This window comes from Gordonia ajococcus (assembly GCF_012974285.1).
Taxonomy (GTDB): domain Bacteria; phylum Actinomycetota; class Actinomycetes; order Mycobacteriales; family Mycobacteriaceae; genus Gordonia; species Gordonia amicalis.
Map to the genome: position 1 here is coordinate 3857884 of NZ_CP052884.1, position 16175 is coordinate 3874058.

Annotated in this window: 15 protein-coding genes; 10 read left to right on the forward strand and 5 right to left on the reverse strand. The window is 67.8% G+C overall.

Annotated features, from left to right (window positions below; all coding sequences use genetic code 11):
* The first annotated feature begins 127 nt into the window (after window positions 1-127).
* From GAA2_RS17610 to GAA2_RS17635, 6 genes are all read left to right on the forward strand, one after another.
* Window positions 128-1942 carry an acyl-CoA dehydrogenase gene (locus GAA2_RS17610; RefSeq protein ID WP_182154877.1) on the forward strand — a complete coding sequence of 605 codons (1815 nt, stop codon included), beginning with the start codon at window positions 128-130 and terminating at the stop codon, window positions 1940-1942.
* A 67-nt stretch (window positions 1943-2009) separates the two neighbouring features.
* Window positions 2010-2771, forward strand: coding sequence for an SDR family NAD(P)-dependent oxidoreductase (locus GAA2_RS17615; protein WP_182154879.1), 762 nt, complete (start codon window positions 2010-2012; stop codon window positions 2769-2771).
* Window positions 2772-2824: 53 nt separating this feature from the next.
* Window positions 2825-3343, forward strand: coding sequence for a PH domain-containing protein (locus GAA2_RS17620; RefSeq protein WP_006438646.1), 519 nt, complete (start codon window positions 2825-2827; stop codon window positions 3341-3343).
* Window positions 3330-4868: a PH domain-containing protein gene (locus GAA2_RS17625; RefSeq protein ID WP_182154881.1), complete on the forward strand. Its 1539-nt coding sequence runs from the start codon at window positions 3330-3332 to the stop codon at window positions 4866-4868. The genes GAA2_RS17620 and GAA2_RS17625 overlap by 14 nt, the downstream gene beginning before the upstream one ends.
* 134 nt (window positions 4869-5002) lie before the next feature.
* A complete protein-coding gene (locus tag GAA2_RS17630) occupies window positions 5003-6850 on the forward strand; it encodes an FAD-dependent oxidoreductase (protein ID WP_182154883.1) in 1848 nt (615 codons plus the stop codon).
* 23 nt (window positions 6851-6873) lie between these two features.
* On the forward strand, window positions 6874-7491 hold the full coding sequence (locus GAA2_RS17635; RefSeq protein ID WP_182154885.1) for a TetR/AcrR family transcriptional regulator: 618 nt from the start codon (window positions 6874-6876) through the stop codon (window positions 7489-7491).
* A gap of 413 nt (window positions 7492-7904) precedes the next feature.
* Here the strand turns inward: GAA2_RS17635 and GAA2_RS17640 are convergent, their stop codons facing one another.
* Both GAA2_RS17640 and GAA2_RS17645 read right to left on the reverse strand, forming a co-directional pair.
* A complete protein-coding gene (locus GAA2_RS17640; RefSeq protein WP_040005076.1) occupies window positions 7905-8390 on the reverse strand; it encodes an NUDIX domain-containing protein in 486 nt (161 codons plus the stop codon).
* 149 nt (window positions 8391-8539) lie between these two features.
* Window positions 8540-8917: a cupin domain-containing protein gene (locus tag GAA2_RS17645; protein ID WP_006438651.1), complete on the reverse strand. Its 378-nt coding sequence runs from the start codon at window positions 8915-8917 to the stop codon at window positions 8540-8542.
* Between the two features lie 185 nt (window positions 8918-9102).
* On the opposite strand from GAA2_RS17645, the gene GAA2_RS17650 reads away from it, so the two are divergent.
* Genes GAA2_RS17650 through rsgA form a run of 4 tightly spaced genes read left to right on the forward strand, consistent with a single transcriptional unit; the run spans window position 9103 to window position 12122 of the window.
* Window positions 9103-9363, forward strand: coding sequence for a hypothetical protein (locus GAA2_RS17650; protein ID WP_006438652.1), 261 nt, complete (start codon window positions 9103-9105; stop codon window positions 9361-9363).
* On the forward strand, window positions 9364-9747 hold the full coding sequence (locus GAA2_RS17655) for a VOC family protein (protein WP_006438653.1): 384 nt from the start codon (window positions 9364-9366) through the stop codon (window positions 9745-9747).
* Window positions 9748-9804: 57 nt separating this feature from the next.
* Window positions 9805-11082: a 3-phosphoshikimate 1-carboxyvinyltransferase gene (aroA, locus tag GAA2_RS17660; protein WP_006438654.1), complete on the forward strand. Its 1278-nt coding sequence runs from the start codon at window positions 9805-9807 to the stop codon at window positions 11080-11082.
* Window positions 11079-12122: a ribosome small subunit-dependent GTPase A gene (gene rsgA, locus GAA2_RS17665; RefSeq protein ID WP_006438655.1), complete on the forward strand. Its 1044-nt coding sequence runs from the start codon at window positions 11079-11081 to the stop codon at window positions 12120-12122. The genes aroA and rsgA overlap by 4 nt, the downstream gene beginning before the upstream one ends.
* On the opposite strand, the gene GAA2_RS17670 is transcribed toward rsgA, so the two are convergent.
* The 3 genes from GAA2_RS17670 to GAA2_RS17680 form a co-directional block, all read right to left on the reverse strand.
* Complete coding sequence (locus tag GAA2_RS17670; protein WP_006438656.1) at window positions 12076-13272, reverse strand: fatty acid desaturase family protein; 1197 nt, start codon at window positions 13270-13272, stop codon at window positions 12076-12078. The genes rsgA and GAA2_RS17670 overlap by 47 nt on opposite strands.
* A gap of 87 nt (window positions 13273-13359) precedes the next feature.
* Entirely contained in the window at window positions 13360-14691 is a 1332-nt protein-coding gene (locus GAA2_RS17675; protein WP_006438657.1) for a fatty acid desaturase family protein, read from the reverse strand.
* Between the two features lie 261 nt (window positions 14692-14952).
* Window positions 14953-16083 carry a GNAT family N-acetyltransferase gene (locus GAA2_RS17680; RefSeq protein ID WP_006438658.1) on the reverse strand — a complete coding sequence of 377 codons (1131 nt, stop codon included), beginning with the start codon at window positions 16081-16083 and terminating at the stop codon, window positions 14953-14955.
* Between the last annotated feature and the right edge of the window lie 92 nt (window positions 16084-16175).

A 16175-nucleotide genomic window follows, 5' to 3' on the forward strand; every position in this document is an offset into this window, starting at 1 on the left:
GCATTCCGGCGCGCGGCCTGACCCCTCGACCGAGGGCCCGATACCGAGCGGACGATCGGCAGGGGCATGATGAACAAGTGCCCCGTGAGACGGGCACCACACAGCGGTCCGATCACGAGGAAGTGCGATGACCACACCCATGTCCCGGCGGGATCTCGAGTTCCTGCTGTACGAATGGCTCGATGTCGAGGCACTGACCTCACGGGACCGCTTCGCCGCGCATTCACGCGACACCTTCGACGCCGTCCTCGAGCTCAGCGCCGACATCGCGATGAAATGCTTCGCTCCGGCCAACAAGATCGGCGACGCGAACGAGCCCTACATCGGCGAGGACGGCAAAGTCGTGCTCCCCGACGAGGTGGTGTCGGGGCTCGCCGAATACCGGAAGGCCGGCCTCATCGCGGCCTCGTTCGACGAGGAGCTCGGCGGCATGCAGCTGCCCACCGTCATCCGGCAGGCGTCAGCGGTGTGGTTCCAGGCGGCCAACGCCGCCATGTCGTCGTACAACTTCCTCACGGTCGGCAACGCCAACTTGCTGGCGGAATACGCAACCGCCGAGCAGCGCGACACCTGGGTCCGGCCACTCGTCGAGGGCCGCTTCTCCGGAACCATGTGCCTGTCCGAGCCGCAGGCGGGATCGTCGCTGGCCGACATCACGACCAAGGCCGAACCGGCCGGCGACGGCACCTACCGGATCACCGGGACCAAGATGTGGATCTCCGCCGGCGACCACGAACTGACCGAGAACATCGTGCATCTCGTGCTGGCGAAGGTGCCCGGCGGAGGTGCGGGCGTCAAGGGGATCTCGCTGTTCATCGTGCCCAAGTTCCTCCCCGACGGCACCCGCAACGACGTCGCCCTGGTCGGCCTCAACCACAAGATGGGCAACCGGGCCACCACCAACACCCTGCTGAACTTCGGCGACGGAACCTTCTCCCCCGACTCCACCCCCGGCGCAGTGGACACTCAGCCCGCTCGCTCCGCTCCCGGCGCTGTCGGCTATCTGGTCGGCGAAGAGCACCGCGGCCTCTCGTACATGTTCCACATGATGAACGAGGCGCGGATCGGCGTCGGGTTCCTCGCCACCGCACTGGGTTACGCCGGCTATCAGGCGTCGCTGGAGTATGCGAAGGTCCGCACCCAGGGCCGGCCGGTCGACCAGAAGGACCCGTCGACCAAGCCGGTGCCGATCATCGAACACGCCGACGTCCGGCGCATGCTGCTGGCCCAGAAGTCCTATGTGGAAGGCGCACTCGCCTTCGAGCTGTACTGCAGTGTCCTCGTCGACCAGGCCGCGACGTCCGCGGACGCCGAGGAACGCGCGCGGATCGAGTTGCTGCTCGAGGTGCTGACCCCGATCGCCAAGAGCTGGCCGTCGCAGTGGTGCCTGGAGGCGAACAGCCTGGCGATCCAGGTCCACGGCGGATACGGCTACACCCGCGAGTTCGACGTCGAGCAGTACTACCGCGACAACCGGCTCAACCCAATCCACGAAGGGGCACACGGCATCCACGGCATCGACCTGCTCGGCCGCAAGGTGATCATGCAGGGCGGGGCCGGGTTGGCGCTGCTCGCCGAGACCATCGGCGCGACCGTCAGGCGCGCACTCGAGGTACCCGATGCGGCGGCTTACGCCGAGGTGTTGCAGTCGACCGTCGACCGGCTCGTCAAGGTGACCGCGCACATCTGGTCGGCGGGCGATCCGAAGCTCTCCCTGGCCAACGCAACGCTTTATCTCGAGGCCACCGGTCACATCGTCATCGCCTGGATGTGGCTCGAGCAGCTGCTCGCCGCGGACGGCCGGACCGGTGACTTCTACGATGGCAAACGTGCTGCGGCCCAGTACTTCTTCCGGTATGAACTACCGAAGACCGGTCCGCAGCTCGATCTCCTGACCGCTCTGGACCGGACCACACTCGACGTCGAACCGTCCTGGTTCTGACCTCACCACCACATCGACGCGGCGCCCGATGCGTCGCGTCACGTAAGAATATGCAAGGGAGACAACGATGTCCGTGATGGATCTGTTCGACACCACCGGCAAGGTGGTCATCGTGACCGGCGCTTCGTCGGGACTCGGTGTCTCCTTCGCCCGTGGCTTCGCCGAGGCCGGCGCCGACGTCGTGCTCGCCGCGCGTCGGGCCGAGAAGCTCGCCGACACCGCCGCGGCCGTCGAGGCGCTGGGGCGCAAGGCGCTCGTCGTCCCCGCCGATGTCTCCGATCCCGAACAGTGCCAGCGCGTCGTCGACGCGGCGATGGAGACCTTCGGCAAGGTCGACGTCCTCATCAACAACGCCGGTGTCGGCACCGCGTACCCCGCCACCCGCGAGGCCCCTCAGCAGTTCCGGGATGTCATCGACATCAACCTCAACGGCTCGTACTGGATGGCGCAGGCGTGTGGGCGGGTGATGCTGCCGGGCAGTGCGATCGTGAACATCTCGTCGATCCTCGGCATCACGACCGCCGGACTGCCGCAGGCTGCCTACGCCGCGAGCAAGGCCGGTGTCATCGGTCTCACCCGGGACCTCGCCCAGCAGTGGGGTACCCGCAAGGGCATCCGGGTCAACGCGATCGCACCCGGCTTCTTCGAGAGCGAGATGACCGACACCTACAAGCCCGGCTACCTCGACTCCCAGATGCCGCGCGTCGTCCTGGGCCGCACCGGCCACGGCGAGGAACTGGCCGCCACCGCGATCTGGCTGTCGTCTGCGGCCGCCGGGTACGTCACCGGCCAGACCCTCGCCGTCGACGGTGGCGTGACGATCACCTAGACCGGGCACGCGATTGCGGCGCTCGACGGCCGTGCGGCCCTAGACTGTCCGCAATGGAATCCGCACCCGCTCCTGACAATCCGTTGCATCCCACCCTGCGCGAACCGGTCAACCAGGTCGACCCCCGGGCCAAGACGCTGTGGCGCATCGGACCGCTGATCCTGGGCGTGCCGGCCACCGTCGCGGCGATCGTGGTCGCGGTCGTCGTCGCCGACGCACGATGGGGCGCAGCGCTCGCCGCAATCGCGCTCGCGGTGCTGACCGTGTTCTACACGACGGTGGTCCCGTTGTGGCGGTACCGCTTTCACCGCTGGGAGGTCAGCGAGGACGCGGTGTACGCACAGTCCGGCTGGTTCGTCCGGCACCGGGTGATCATCCCGATCGCACGTATCCAGGTCGTCGACACCGAGGCCGGACCGATCGAACAGTTGCTGAGGCTGGCGAAGCTGACCGTGACCACCGCCTCGTCGGCGGGCACGATCCACATCGCCGGCCTCGACGCCGAACTGGCCCGCGCGACCGCATCCGACCTCACCATCCGCACGCAGGCGTTCACCGATGACGCAACCTGATCCGCAGCCCGGCCCCGAGTCGCCACCGACCCCGGTGCCGGGCCTGCACATCGACGCCCCCGACGAATGGCATCGCCTGTCGCCGTGGATGATGGCGGTGACCCCCGTCGAACAGCTCCCCTCGCTGGTGCCGATCCTCATCGCACTGGTCTTCGCGGGTCAGGGCGCGCCGTTGATCACACTGATCGCGACCATCGTGATCGTGCCGCTGGTGACCGTCGTACCGTGGCTGACGACGCATTACCAGGTGACCGACGAACACGTCCGCGTCCGTAGCGGACTGGTCACCAAGAAGGTCGCCACCGCCCGGCGCGACCGGATCCGAAGCGTCGACCTCACCGCGTCCCTCGTCCACCGGGTGCTGAACCTCCAGAAGGTCACCATCGGAACCGGCGGCGACGAACAGGCGTCGCAGGTCAAACTCCGCGCCGTCACCCTCCCCGAAGCGCGCGCACTGCACGACGACCTGATGCCGACGGCAGGAGCCCGACCGGCTGCAGCGGCGTCGAATTCGCCGGCCTCTCCCGACACAGCGGCGGCGGCACCCGAGGTGCTGACGCGATTCCAGAACGCCTGGCTGCGGTACTCACCGTTCTCCCTCGGCGGTCTCGCGATCGCCGCCGCGGCCGGCGGCATCGGACTCCAGATCGCCAACGACGCAGGCATGTTCGACGAAGGGGTCGGGCTGGCGCGCGACGCGTTCCACAGCCTGCGGTCGATCCCACTCGCGCTCATCATCGCCGTGGGCGTGGTGGCGGTGATCCTCGTGGGCGCCGTCCTGTCGGTGATCGGATATGTCCTGAGCTACTGGGATTTCCGGCTCACCCGACATCCCGACGGGACGCTGCGCACCGAACGCGGACTCCTCACCACCACCGCGATCAGCTTCGACGAGAAGCGCATCCGCGGCAGCCATCTCACCGAACCCGTCCTGATGCGCCCATTTCGAGGCGCTCGTCTGCAGGCGATCGCCACCGGGGCAACCAAACACCCGCTGCTGCTCCCGCCCGCTCCGATCGACGAGGCGATGCGGGTGGCCGGTCTGGTCACCCACGAACGTTCCGAACTCACCGCATCGCTGACCGGGCACGGCCGCGTCGCCCACCTCCGGCGGCTCAACCGCGGGTTCCTCGCGGGTCTGGTGATCCTCGTCGGTATCACCGTCCCGGTCGTCACCGGCGCGATCCCGGTCGGCTGGATCGCCGTGGGTGTGCTCGCGCTCGCCGGGTCGATCGGCCTCGGCGCGGCCCGGGCACGGCACCTCGGTCACCGCCTCACCCCGTCGTCGGTCGTCATCGCACCCCCGACCGTCGCCCGACAGCGGATCGTCGTCGACCGTGACGGCCTCATCGGCTGGGCGAGCAGGGCGTCGGTCTTCCAGCGTCGCGCCGGGGTCAGCACGCTGATCCTCGCAACGGCCGCCGGTGCCGAGCACTATTCGCTGGTCGACGTCGACGATCCGACCGCCGCGGCGATCACCGGCGAGGTGTCGCCGGACTGGGTGGCGCCGTTCCTTCGCTCCTGACCCGACCGACGTACGACCTGGACGACTGACCGAGACGTTCTGGGAAATCCGTCCGACGGCCCCAACCGCTGTGGTAGACATCACACCAGCTGAGTCAGAACTGACTGTTCTGGGGTCGATGGAGGGTCGGACACATGTCGGATGACCAGCAATCAAGGGTGAGCGATTCCGGTGACGGGACCGCCCGGGAGGGCTTCTCCCGCCGCACGGTCCTGCGGGGATCGGCAGCCGCGGCCGTGCTCGCCGGCACCGCGACGGCACTCCCACACGCGCACGTGCCCTCGGCACGGGCAGTGCCGCGCAATGGGCGCGGGCGCGGGCGCGACGTCGCCGTCTTCGGCGGCGGGATGTCCGGTCTCGCCGCCGCCCACGAGCTCGTCGAGCGCGGCTTCGCGGTCACCGTCTACGAGCCCGCACACCTCGGCGGGAAAGCCCGCAGCCACGACGTACCGGGCACCGCGAGCGGCGGCCGTCTGGCGCTGCCCGGCGAGCACGGATTCCGCTTCTTTCCCAGCTGCTATCAGCACGTTCCGGAAATGATGGAACGAATCCCCGTGGGCCGCAGCAGCGTTCGCGAACGACACCTGATCAGCGTCGAATCGGCGACGATCGCGTTCGACGAATCCGGCTACGCACCGACCACGGCGCCCGCCTCGCTCCTGGGTTTCGTCGACCACGCACCCGAGATCGTCACCCTGGACAACCTACGCAACGCCATGATGACCGGACTGAAGTTCGTCGTCGACGTCCCCCTGACCGAACTCGCCTACTTCGTGTCGCGGGAGCTGGTGATCGCGACGAGCTGCACCGAACGCCGGATCGGTCAGTGGGAGAACCAGTCCTGGATGCAGTTCGTGAAGGCGAAGGGCAAGTCACGCTCCTACCAGCGTTATCTCGTCGGTGCCCTCACCCGCGCCCTGGTGGCCGCGAAACCCGACTCGGCGTCGGCCCGTACGATCGGCCAGATCGGCCTGGCCCTCACCACCGCCGCCAGCGGCCTGATCCCGCAGTACCAGTCGGGGCTGGTCATCGGTGACGTCGACCGTATTCTCAACCGGCCCACCAACCATGCGTGGATCGATCCGTGGGTCGCCTATCTACGGGGCCGCGGTGTTCGCTTCGCCATGGGGGCGGGTCTGGCGCAGCTGAACGTCGCCCGTGGCCGGATCACCGGTGCGCGGCTGACCACCGGCTCGACGGTCGAATCCGACTGGTACGTCGCAGCGATGCCGATCGACCGGCTCAAGCCGCTGCTGTCGCCCGAGCTGGTCTCCGCGGACCCGACGCTTGCGGGCATCCACCAGCTCCAGGACGACTGGATGGTGGGCATCCAGTACTTCCTGTCGAGGCGATCGGAGTTGCCACCGGGCCACATCGCCGCGCTCGGGACCCCGTGGGCGCTGACGGGCCTGTACCAGGCGCCGCCCTGGAAGGTCGACTTCTCCCGCAAGTATGGCGACGGTCGCGTGAAAGACTGCCTGTCCATCGACATCTCGGAGTGGGAGAAGCCGGGGATCCTGTACGGAAAGCCTGCGAAGCAGTGCACCAAGCAGGAGATCGCCCGGGAGGTGTGGGCGCAGATGAGCCGGGCGATGAACGCCGGTGGACGAAAGATCCTGAACTCCGCGGACATCGTGACATGGTCGCTCGACCCCGGGATCACGTGGTCGCCGAACATCGCCAACGCGACCCCGCTGATGGTCAACACCGCCGGGTCGTATGCGAACCGGCCGAACGCGCACACCAGGATCCCGAACCTGTTCATCGGCGGCGACCACGTCCGCAGCAACATCGACCTGGCAACGATGGAGGGCGCCAACGAATCCGGTCGTCGGGTCACCAACGCGATCATCGCCGCGTCCGACAGTCCCGCGAAGAACGCGACGCTCTTTCCCCTGTGGGAGCTGCCGATGCTCGATCCCCTCAAACAGATTGACCGCGACCGCTACCGCGCCGGCCTCCCGCACATCCTCGACGTGTGAGCCGTGCGATCTAGGATGCGGAGGTGACCACCCCACCCGGTGGCGCACGCCCCGCCGTCCAGCAACTTAGTGGCGTGACGCGTACCCGCATCCTCGACGCAGCGATCCGCGTGCTCGTCGACCGCGGCTACTCCGGTGCCAGCACGGTCGCCATCCAGAACGAGGCCGGCATGAGTCGCGGCCGGCTCCTGCATCACTACCCGTCGCGGGATGCACTGTTGATGGCCGCGGTCGGGCACCTCGCCCGCACCCGGATCGAGGAACTCCCCAGTCGGGTGGACTGGCCCGACGACCCGATCGCCCGTATCTCGCTCGCCACCGACGTCGGGTGGTCGACGTTCCATCAGCCGTACTTCGTGGCGTCGATGGAACTGTGGGTCGCCGCCCGGACCAACGAGAACCTGCGCACCGCGTTGCTGCCGACCGAACGTGAGATCGGCAAAACCGTGCGCGAGGCGGTCGCCGGGTTCCTCGGGCCGGAGCTGACGGCGTCGCCGCGGTACGCCGACCTCTACCCGATCCTGTTCACGAGCATGCGCGGTGCGGCGACGACCTACCTCATCGATCGACGCGACCCGCGCACCGATCCGCATCTGCGGCTATGGAAGGACATGATCCGGATCTACCTGCTGGAGAAGTGAATCGGGTTCCCGCTCATCCGCTGACCGAGGACCGTATCGAGGTCCCGCTTATCGGTTTCCTTCCCGCTTATCGAGCTCAATAGGGAGGAAGGAAACCGATAAGCGGGAACGACTACTACCGAAAGTCGTTGCACACCGTCCGATCCACCCGATCGGCGCCGAACAGAATTGTCTCCCTTTTGAGGGAACACGTGGGTGGGCCGGACTTCGATACGCCTCGTCGCAAGCTCCTCGGCTACTCAGCCAGCGATCGGGGGGCCTCGGTAGCAAGCTCCTCGGCTACTCAGCCAGCGATCGGGGGCCTCGGTCGCAAGCTCCTCGGCTACTCAGCCAGCGATCGGGGGCCTCGGTCGCAAGCTCCGCGGCTACTCAGCCAGCGATCGGGGGCCCTCGGTCGCAAGCTCCGCGGCTACTCAGCCAGCGGCCGGGAGCGCCTCGAGCAGCCGTTCGACGAGTGGTGCCTGCGCCGGGTTGAGTTTCTTCTTCGCGGTCTCGGGGTCGAACCACTCGGCGCGATCGATCTCCGGGAACGACTGCATGCGACCCGACCGCGGGGGCCAGGCCATCTCGAAGGTGTTGCTGATGACCGTCGACACGTCGAGATCACCTTCGACGGCGAACCCGACCACGATCTTCCCGCTCTTGAGTTTCACCTCGCCGAGTTCGATGTGCGGGCCGTCGGGCACCGGGCTGCCGATCTCCTCGAGGAACTCGCGTCGCGCCGCGTCCCATTCCGATTCGTCCGGGTCGATCAAGCCCTTCGGGAGCGACCACGATCCCTCGTCCTTGCGGGCCCAGATCGGACCGCCGGGGTGAGCAAGGAGCACTTCGACGCCGGCCGGGCCGGTGCGTCGATACAGCAGGATTCCCGCGCTGCGGCGGGTCGTAGATGCGGTCACGTACACATCCTGCGCCACCCATATGTCGTCGAAGGTGTCGACCGGCGTCACGACTCGCGACATCTGCCGGAACGTCCGTCGCACAGCAGGGATCGGGTGCCGTCGTCGATGCGGCAGATAACCGTCTACTGAGTGCTCGTCGACTGCCGTCAGTCCCCAACGGACTTGGCATAGTTGCTCGCCCCGTAGAAGTCGACGGTGACCACCGGTTCGTCGCCGACCACCCAGGCGTCGTGTCCGGACGGCAGCGACGTGATCTGTCCCGGCCCGGCGTCGAACTCGGTGCCGTCGGCCATCACGATGTGCAGCACCCCGGACACGTGGTACTGGAAGTGCGGGGCCTCGCACAGTTCGGTTCCGGCGATCGGTTTCACATCCACCGACCATCGCCAGCCCGGTTCCAACTCGAGTCGGCCGATCTCGGAGTCCCCGACGCCCACCACGGCCATGCGACCGTGTCCGAAGGTGCGGACCTCGTCGGGTTCGGCGAAGTCGCGGTGCTCGGTGCGATGCTCGGTGCCGGTCATGATTCCTCCTGCGGGTCGACATCCGGATGCCACCTCTGACGCTACGAACCCGAGCTTGCGGTTCGGTCGCGGTCGGCGCACGATCCGGCGCTGATGAGGGCCTCGAACCGCGTGCCCCCGAGACACGACCGCGACGGAGCCCGGACGCCGCCCCGCGCGTCGCGAATCGGCATATCGTGGGGTCCATGTCCTCCAGATTCGAACCCGGTCCCGGAGCCGACGACGTCGCCGGCTCCCCTACCGACGACTCCGACGAGCACATCGTCGATCCCGACGTCCCGCATGAATGGCCCCACGCCTCGGCCTTCGCCTTCGGTGATTCGACGCCGATCGGCGAGACCGATCGCCTGGCCCGTGAACGCGCCGCGTACGAGGCGGCCGGTCACGCCGATTACAACCGGGGCCACGCGGTGGGCGGGTCCGACGGAAGCACCGAGGGGCAGTAGATGGAGGTCTTGTCCAGCCGAGTACTCCTGCTCTCGGCAGATCCCGAACGACTGCAGGCCTTCTACCGTGACCAGCTGGGTCTCCCGATCCACCGCGAGTACCCCGGCGGAATCGTGTTCTTCGCCGGCAACGGACTCATCGAGATCTCATCGCACATGAAGACCGACGCACCCGACCCGTCGAGCAACGCGGCGCTCTGGTTGCAGGTCCGCGACGCCGAGGCCACCGAGAAGCAGTTCCGCGACCGCGGGGTGAGCGTCACACGCGAGCCGCGAACCGAAACGTGGGGCCTCATCGAGATGCATGCCGAGGACCCCGACGGACGCGGGATCATCGTCGTGGAGATCCCCGCCGATCACCCGTTGCGCAAGGACACCCGCTAGTCGGCCGGCCTCGGCGGTGGTGAAACCGGCAGGACCGGGCATGACAAACTGGTTCGCATGAGTACCTGGAACGCGCCCACCTGCGCGAGCGGCCCGAACGCCGGTCTGAATGCCACCGTCGAGCTGCCCGGTTCCAAGTCCATCACCAATCGCGCGCTCGTCCTGGCCGCGCTCGCCGACGGCCCGTCGACCGTCCGTGGAACCCTCCGCAGCCGCGACACCAACCTCATGCTGGATGCTCTGGCGGCGCTCGGGGCGCAGGTGCGTGTCGATCCCGCTGCCGAGACCACCGTCTCCCTCTCCCCCGGGCCGCTACACGCAGCCGACATCGACTGCGGCCTCGCCGGAACGGTCATGCGGTTCCTACCGCCGCTGGGTGCGCTGGCCACCGGGCGGGTGCGCTTCGACGGCGACCCGCAGGCGCGCGTCCGCCCCCAGACCACGATCCTCGACGCCCTGCGCGGTCTCGGCGTCGCGATCGAGGGTGACCGCCTGCCCTTCACCATCGACGGCACCGGCCGGGTGCGGGGTGGCGAGGTCACCATCGACGCGTCCGGGTCGTCGCAGTTCGTGTCGGGTCTGTTGCTGTCGGCCGCCCGGTTCGACGAGGGACTGGTCATCCGCCACGTCGGGCCGCCCGTCCCGTCGACACCGCACATCGACATGACGGTCGACATGCTGGCGACCGCGGGCGTCGAGGTCGACACCTCCGAAGCCGATGTCTGGCGCGTGTCCCCCGGTGCGATCCGGGCCGTCGACTGGACCGTCGAACCCGACCTCTCGAACGCCGCGGCGTTCCTGGCCGCGGCCGCGGTCACCGGCGGCACCGTCCGCGTCCCGTACTGGCCGGCGGTCACCACGCAGCCCGGTGCACGTATCGCCGACGTGCTGGCCGCGATGGGCTGCACCGTCGAGCACCTCGACGGCACTCTGACCGTCCGCGGGCCCGCCGTGCTGAAGGCGGTGAACCTCGACCTGCGCGACATCGGCGAACTGACCCCGACCATCGCCGCCCTGTGTGCCGTCGCCGACGGCGAATCCGAGCTGAGCGGCATCGCCCATCTGCGCGGCCACGAGACCAACCGGTTGGCCGCCCTCACCACCGAGATCACCCGGCTCGGCGGGATCTGCGCCGAGACCGAGGACGGGCTCCGGATCACCGGGACGACGCTGCACGGCGGGACCTGGGAGTCCTACGCCGACCACCGCATGGCCACCGCCGGCGCGATCGTCGGACTCGTCACGCCCGATGTCGTGGTCGACGACATCGAGACGACGAGCAAGACCCTGCCCGACTTCCCCGGTATGTGGCAGCAGATGATCGGTCGCCTTTGAGCCGCCGCGCGGCGAGTTACGACGAATCCGATGTCCGGGTTCGTCCGGGAAAAGGCACGCGTCCGCGCACCAAACAACGTCCGTCCCACGACGATGCCGAACAGGGCATGGTCGTGTCGGTGGATCGCGGCCGGTGGGGTGTCGTCCTCGGCGGCGATCCGGACCGTCGCGTCGTGACGATGCGGGCCCGAGAGCTCGGCCGGACTCCGATCGTCGTCGGCGACGACGTGTCGGTGGTCGGCGACCTCTCCGGGAAGCCGGACACCCTGGCGCGGATCGTGCGTGTCGCCGAGCGCCGAAGTGTGTTGCGGCGCACCGCAGACGACTCCGACCCGTATGAGCGGATCGTGGTGGCCAACGCCGATCAGTTGTTGATCGTCACCGCGATGGCCGACCCGCCGCCGCGCACGGGGTTCGTCGAACGAGCACTGGCGGCGGCCTACGTCGGCGGTCTGTCCCCCATCCTGTGCCTGACCAAATCCGACCTCGCCGATCCGACCGAGTTCACCGCCGCCTTCGCCGACCTCGACCTACCCGTCATCCGCGCCGGACGCGACGACCCCATCGACGACATCCTCGACGCGCTGCGCGGGCACATCACCGCCTTCATCGGACACTCCGGCGTCGGAAAATCGACACTCGTGAATCGCCTTGTCCCCGACGCATATCGAGCGACGGGGGTGGTCTCCGGTGTCGGCAAGGGACGCCACACCTCGACCCAGTCGGTGGCGCTTCCGCTACCCGGGACTGGCATCCCGCGCAGCTGGGTCGTCGACACCCCCGGCATCCGGTCCTTCGGACTCGCCCATGTCGGTCCCGACGACATCATCGCAGCGTTCGACGATCTCCGCGACGCCATCGAGGAATGCCCCAGGGGCTGTACGCATCTCGGCCCGCCGGCAGATCCCGAATGCCGGCTCGACGACCTCGGGGGTCACTCCTACCGGCGCGGCATGGCCGTCCGGCACCTACTGGCGGCCGTCAGCGGAACGCTCAGCGACGACGACGCCGTTCCCGCAGCTGACGAATCGCCGTCTTGAGCCCGGTCGACCTCGGCATCCCGGCAAAACGCTTCTCCGACGCGGTTTCCGGGGCATCGTCGGCGGTCGCGCGCAGGAACGAGTCCGGCAGGGCCAGTTTGTTGATGGTGCGCAGCGTCTGCAAGTACTGCACCACGATCGAACCCGTCGTGTAGGGCAGGTCGTACTTGTCGCACAGCGCACGGACCCGAACCGCGATCTCGGCATACCGATTGCTGGGCAGATCGGGATACAGGTGGTGTTCGATCTGATAGCAGAGGTTGCCGCTGAAGAACGCCATCGCGGGTCCGGCGTCGAAGTTGGCCGTGCCGAGCATCTGCCTCAGGTACCACTGGCCCTGGGTCTCGTTGTCGAGGGTGTCTGCGGTGAACTTCTCTGCACCGTCCGGGAAGTGGCCGCAGAAGATCACCACATAGGCCCAGACATTGCGGATGAGGTTCGCGGTGAGATTGGCGGTCAGCGTGTGTTTGAAATTCGGTCCGGACAACACCGGGAACAGCACGTAGTCCTTGGCGACCTGCTTGCCCACCTTGCGCGCGAACAGCTTGAGCTGCGGGATCGCGATCTCCTTGGGCTTGTCGCCGGAGATGACGTCCTTGAGGTCGAGATCGTGCAGACCGATCCCCCACTCGAACAGCGCCGCGAGCACGATGTTGGTGAACGGCTGGAAGATCTGTTTGGGCTGCCACGGCTCGTCGCGGGTGACGCGCAGCGTCTTGTAGCCGACGTCGTGATCCATGCCGAGGACGTTGGTGTACTTGTGATGGATGTAGTTGTGGGAGTGCTTCCAGTGTGGCGAGGCGCACACCATGTCCCATTCCCAGGTGGTCGAGTGGACCTCCGGGTCGTTCATCCAGTCCCACTGCCCGTGCATCACGTTGTGCCCGAGCTCCATGTTCTCGATGATCTTCGAGAGCGCGAGAGCCCCGGTCCCGAGGAGCCACAGCGGCCGCGATCGACTGCCGAGCAGAGCTGCGCGGCCGGCGACCTCGAGGGCGCGGTGCGCCAGGATCGTGCGGCGCAGGTACTTGACGTCGCGAATCCCCCGGTCCGCCTCGATCTCACGACGGAGGGCGTCGAGTTCGGCACCCAGCGCCTCCACATCGGCGTCCGTCAGATGTGCGTACTCGTTGATGTCAGTGATCGCCATTGGGTCCCATTATGCCGACGTTGTCGAATCGATGCATGGACGCAGCCGGGCGGGCGTCCGACGCGCCCGCCGACCACGATCCCAGAATCAGGCGGCCGCCTCGTCGTCGCGCGTCGCGCGCAGCGGCGTCACGACGGCACGGCTTCCACGGCCGGCGCGCCGCCGCTCGCGCAGACCCGCGATGGCCGATCGCAGCCCGCGACGGGTACCGGTCTGCTCGTCGACGGTGGCCTGCAGGCGCGCGCCTTCCGGCAGCCCCTGCTTGAAGCGACGCTCGGAAGCGGTCTCCGGGGCGTCGTCGGCGGTCGCCTTCAGATACTTGTCCGGCAGCGACAGTTTGGCGATGGTCCGCCAGGTCTTGGCGTACTGCACCGGGAACGGGCCGGAGGTGTAGGGCAGGTCGTACTTGTCGCACAGCTCACGAACGCGCACGGCAATCTCGGCGTAGCGGTTGCTCGGAAGGTCCGGGAAGATGTGGTGCTCGATCTGGTACGACAGGTTGCCGCTCATGAACGCCAGCACGAAACCGGCGTCGAAGTTGGCGCTGCCGAGCATCTGACGCAGGTACCACTCGGCCTGGGTCTCGTGGTCGACGTCCTGCTTGGTGAACTTCTCCGCACCGTCGGGGAAGTGCCCACAGAAGATGACCGCGTTGCTCCACACGTTGCGGATCACATTGCCCAGGGCGGTCGCAGTGGCCGCCTTGCGGTAGGCGTTGACGTATCCCACCTTGTGTCCGGTGGTGGCGGCCACCAGCGCCGGGTAGGCGAGATAGTCCTTGGCGACCTGCTTGCCGACCTTCGACAACACGTCGGCGACGTCGCGCTTGTACTGTTCCTTCTCCTCGGGCGTCCGGCGCTTCTTGCCGAGCTCGAGGTGCTGCACGGCGACTCCGTACTGGAACGCCAGCGCCAGGATCGTGTTGTAGACGAGGTTGCCGTAGTTGAACGGCCGCCAGCGCTGGTCACGCGTGACGCGCAGCAGGCCGTAGCCCACATCGTCATCCATGCCGAGCACGTTGGTGTACTTGTGATGGATGTAGTTGTGGGTGTGCTTCCAGTGCGCCGACGGGTCGGTGTTGTCCCACTCCCACGTGGTGCTGTGGACCTCGGGATCGTTCATCCAGTCCCACTGCCCGTGCATCACGTTGTGGCCGAGCTCCATGTTCTCGACGATCTTGGCCACCCCGAGTGCACCGGCACCGGCCCACCAGGCCGACTTCTTGGTCGACCCGAACAGCAGGGCGCGTCCGGTCAGCTCCAGCCCGCGCTGGAAGCGGATCGTGTTCCGCAGGTAGCGGGCGTCCCGCTCGCCGCGGCTGGCCTCGATGTCGGCGCGGATCGCGTCGAGCTCTGCGCCGAGTGCTTCGACGTCGGCTTCGGACAGATGCGCGTATTCGGGGATGTCGGTGATAGCCATACGTGTGGTCCCTTCGCCGGGTGGGTGGCTGCGCTGGTGTCGGCGTCGACAACCGGTGCGGCTCATGCCTGGGTTCCAAACCCTACGTTTCCGTAACTTACGCAAGCGTAGGTTACTGATCGCGCGTGTGTCCAGCGATGGGGTGGGCGGGTCGTTTCGACGCGGTGCCTCGCTGCGCTCGGTACCGGCTCAACGAGCAGGGCACACGGACGCGGCGATGGGGTGGGCTCGACGCGGCGCCTCGCTGCGCTCGGTACCGGCTCAACGAGCAGGGCACACGGACGCGGCCTCGCGGTAGTCGTCGACGAACAGCTCGAAGCCGATGAGGTCCTCGAAGACACCGTCGGAGCGGGCAGCCAGCTTCTGCCTGCTGACCTCGCGGAAACCGGCCGCGCGGGCGAGTTTCTTGCTGCCTTCGTTGCTGTCGGCGGCGAACAGCGTCAACCGCCGGAACCCCAGCTTCTCGAAGGCATAGCGCACAGACGCCGGGAACGCTTCTCCCAGAACGCCCTGACCGCGCGCCTCGGGATGCGTGTAGAAGCCGGCCTCGGCACCGGTGACCTCGTCGATGTGCAGCAGGGTGATGTCACCGAGGTAGTCGTCGGTCTCCAGGTCGGCGACCGCCCAGGTGCAGGTAAGGCCCTGCGCCGCGGTCCACCACTTGCGCAGACGTTCGGCCGCGGCGTGCTCGAGTTCCAGCGGGTCGGGTCGTGCGAAAAGGTATTTGCGGGAGACCGGGTCGTCGAGGGTTTCGCGGATGCGCGGATCATCGTGTTCGGCGAGGGGCCGGAGACGGAACCGCTCGGTCTCGAACACGTCGGTGCGCCATTCCGTCTTCGGTTTCCGCACATCGTCGGCACGCAGCGAGCCGACCCACGCGTCCCGGATGTGTCCGCGGACCTCGATCCCGTCGGGCACCGCGGCGTCGAGACGGAACCCGCAGGAGTGCGCGACGCGCAGGGCGTCGATGTTGCCCGCGACCGTGGTCCAGCGGACGACCTCTTTGCCCGCCTCGGTGAAGGCGTAATCGACCGCCAGGAGGACCGCGCGTTTCATCACGCCCCAGCCACGGGCGTCGGGGTGGAGGTCGTAACTCAGCCTGCTGAGCGGCCCCTCCCCCTCGAGGTCGACGGTGCCGACGAACCGGCCGTCGAACTCGACGGCCCACAACATCCGGGAACCCTCCGCCCAGGATCGGGGTGCATAGTCGAGGGCGAACCTCTCGGCGGCGGCGCGACTGTAGGGCGCCGGGACGGGTGTCCACCGCATCATGGCCGGATCAGCCGCGAGCTCGACCATGCGATCGAGATCTCGGGGCTCATGAGGCCGCAGGGTCACTCCGCCGTCGGTGAGAACGGGGACGTTTTCGGGAATCGGGACCGCGGCTTTCACCGGTCAGCCTCCAGACCGAACTGGACGCCGAGCTCGACGGGACCCATCACTGTGACCACGCACGTTTTCGAGCGTACCGGCTGTTCCCGCGG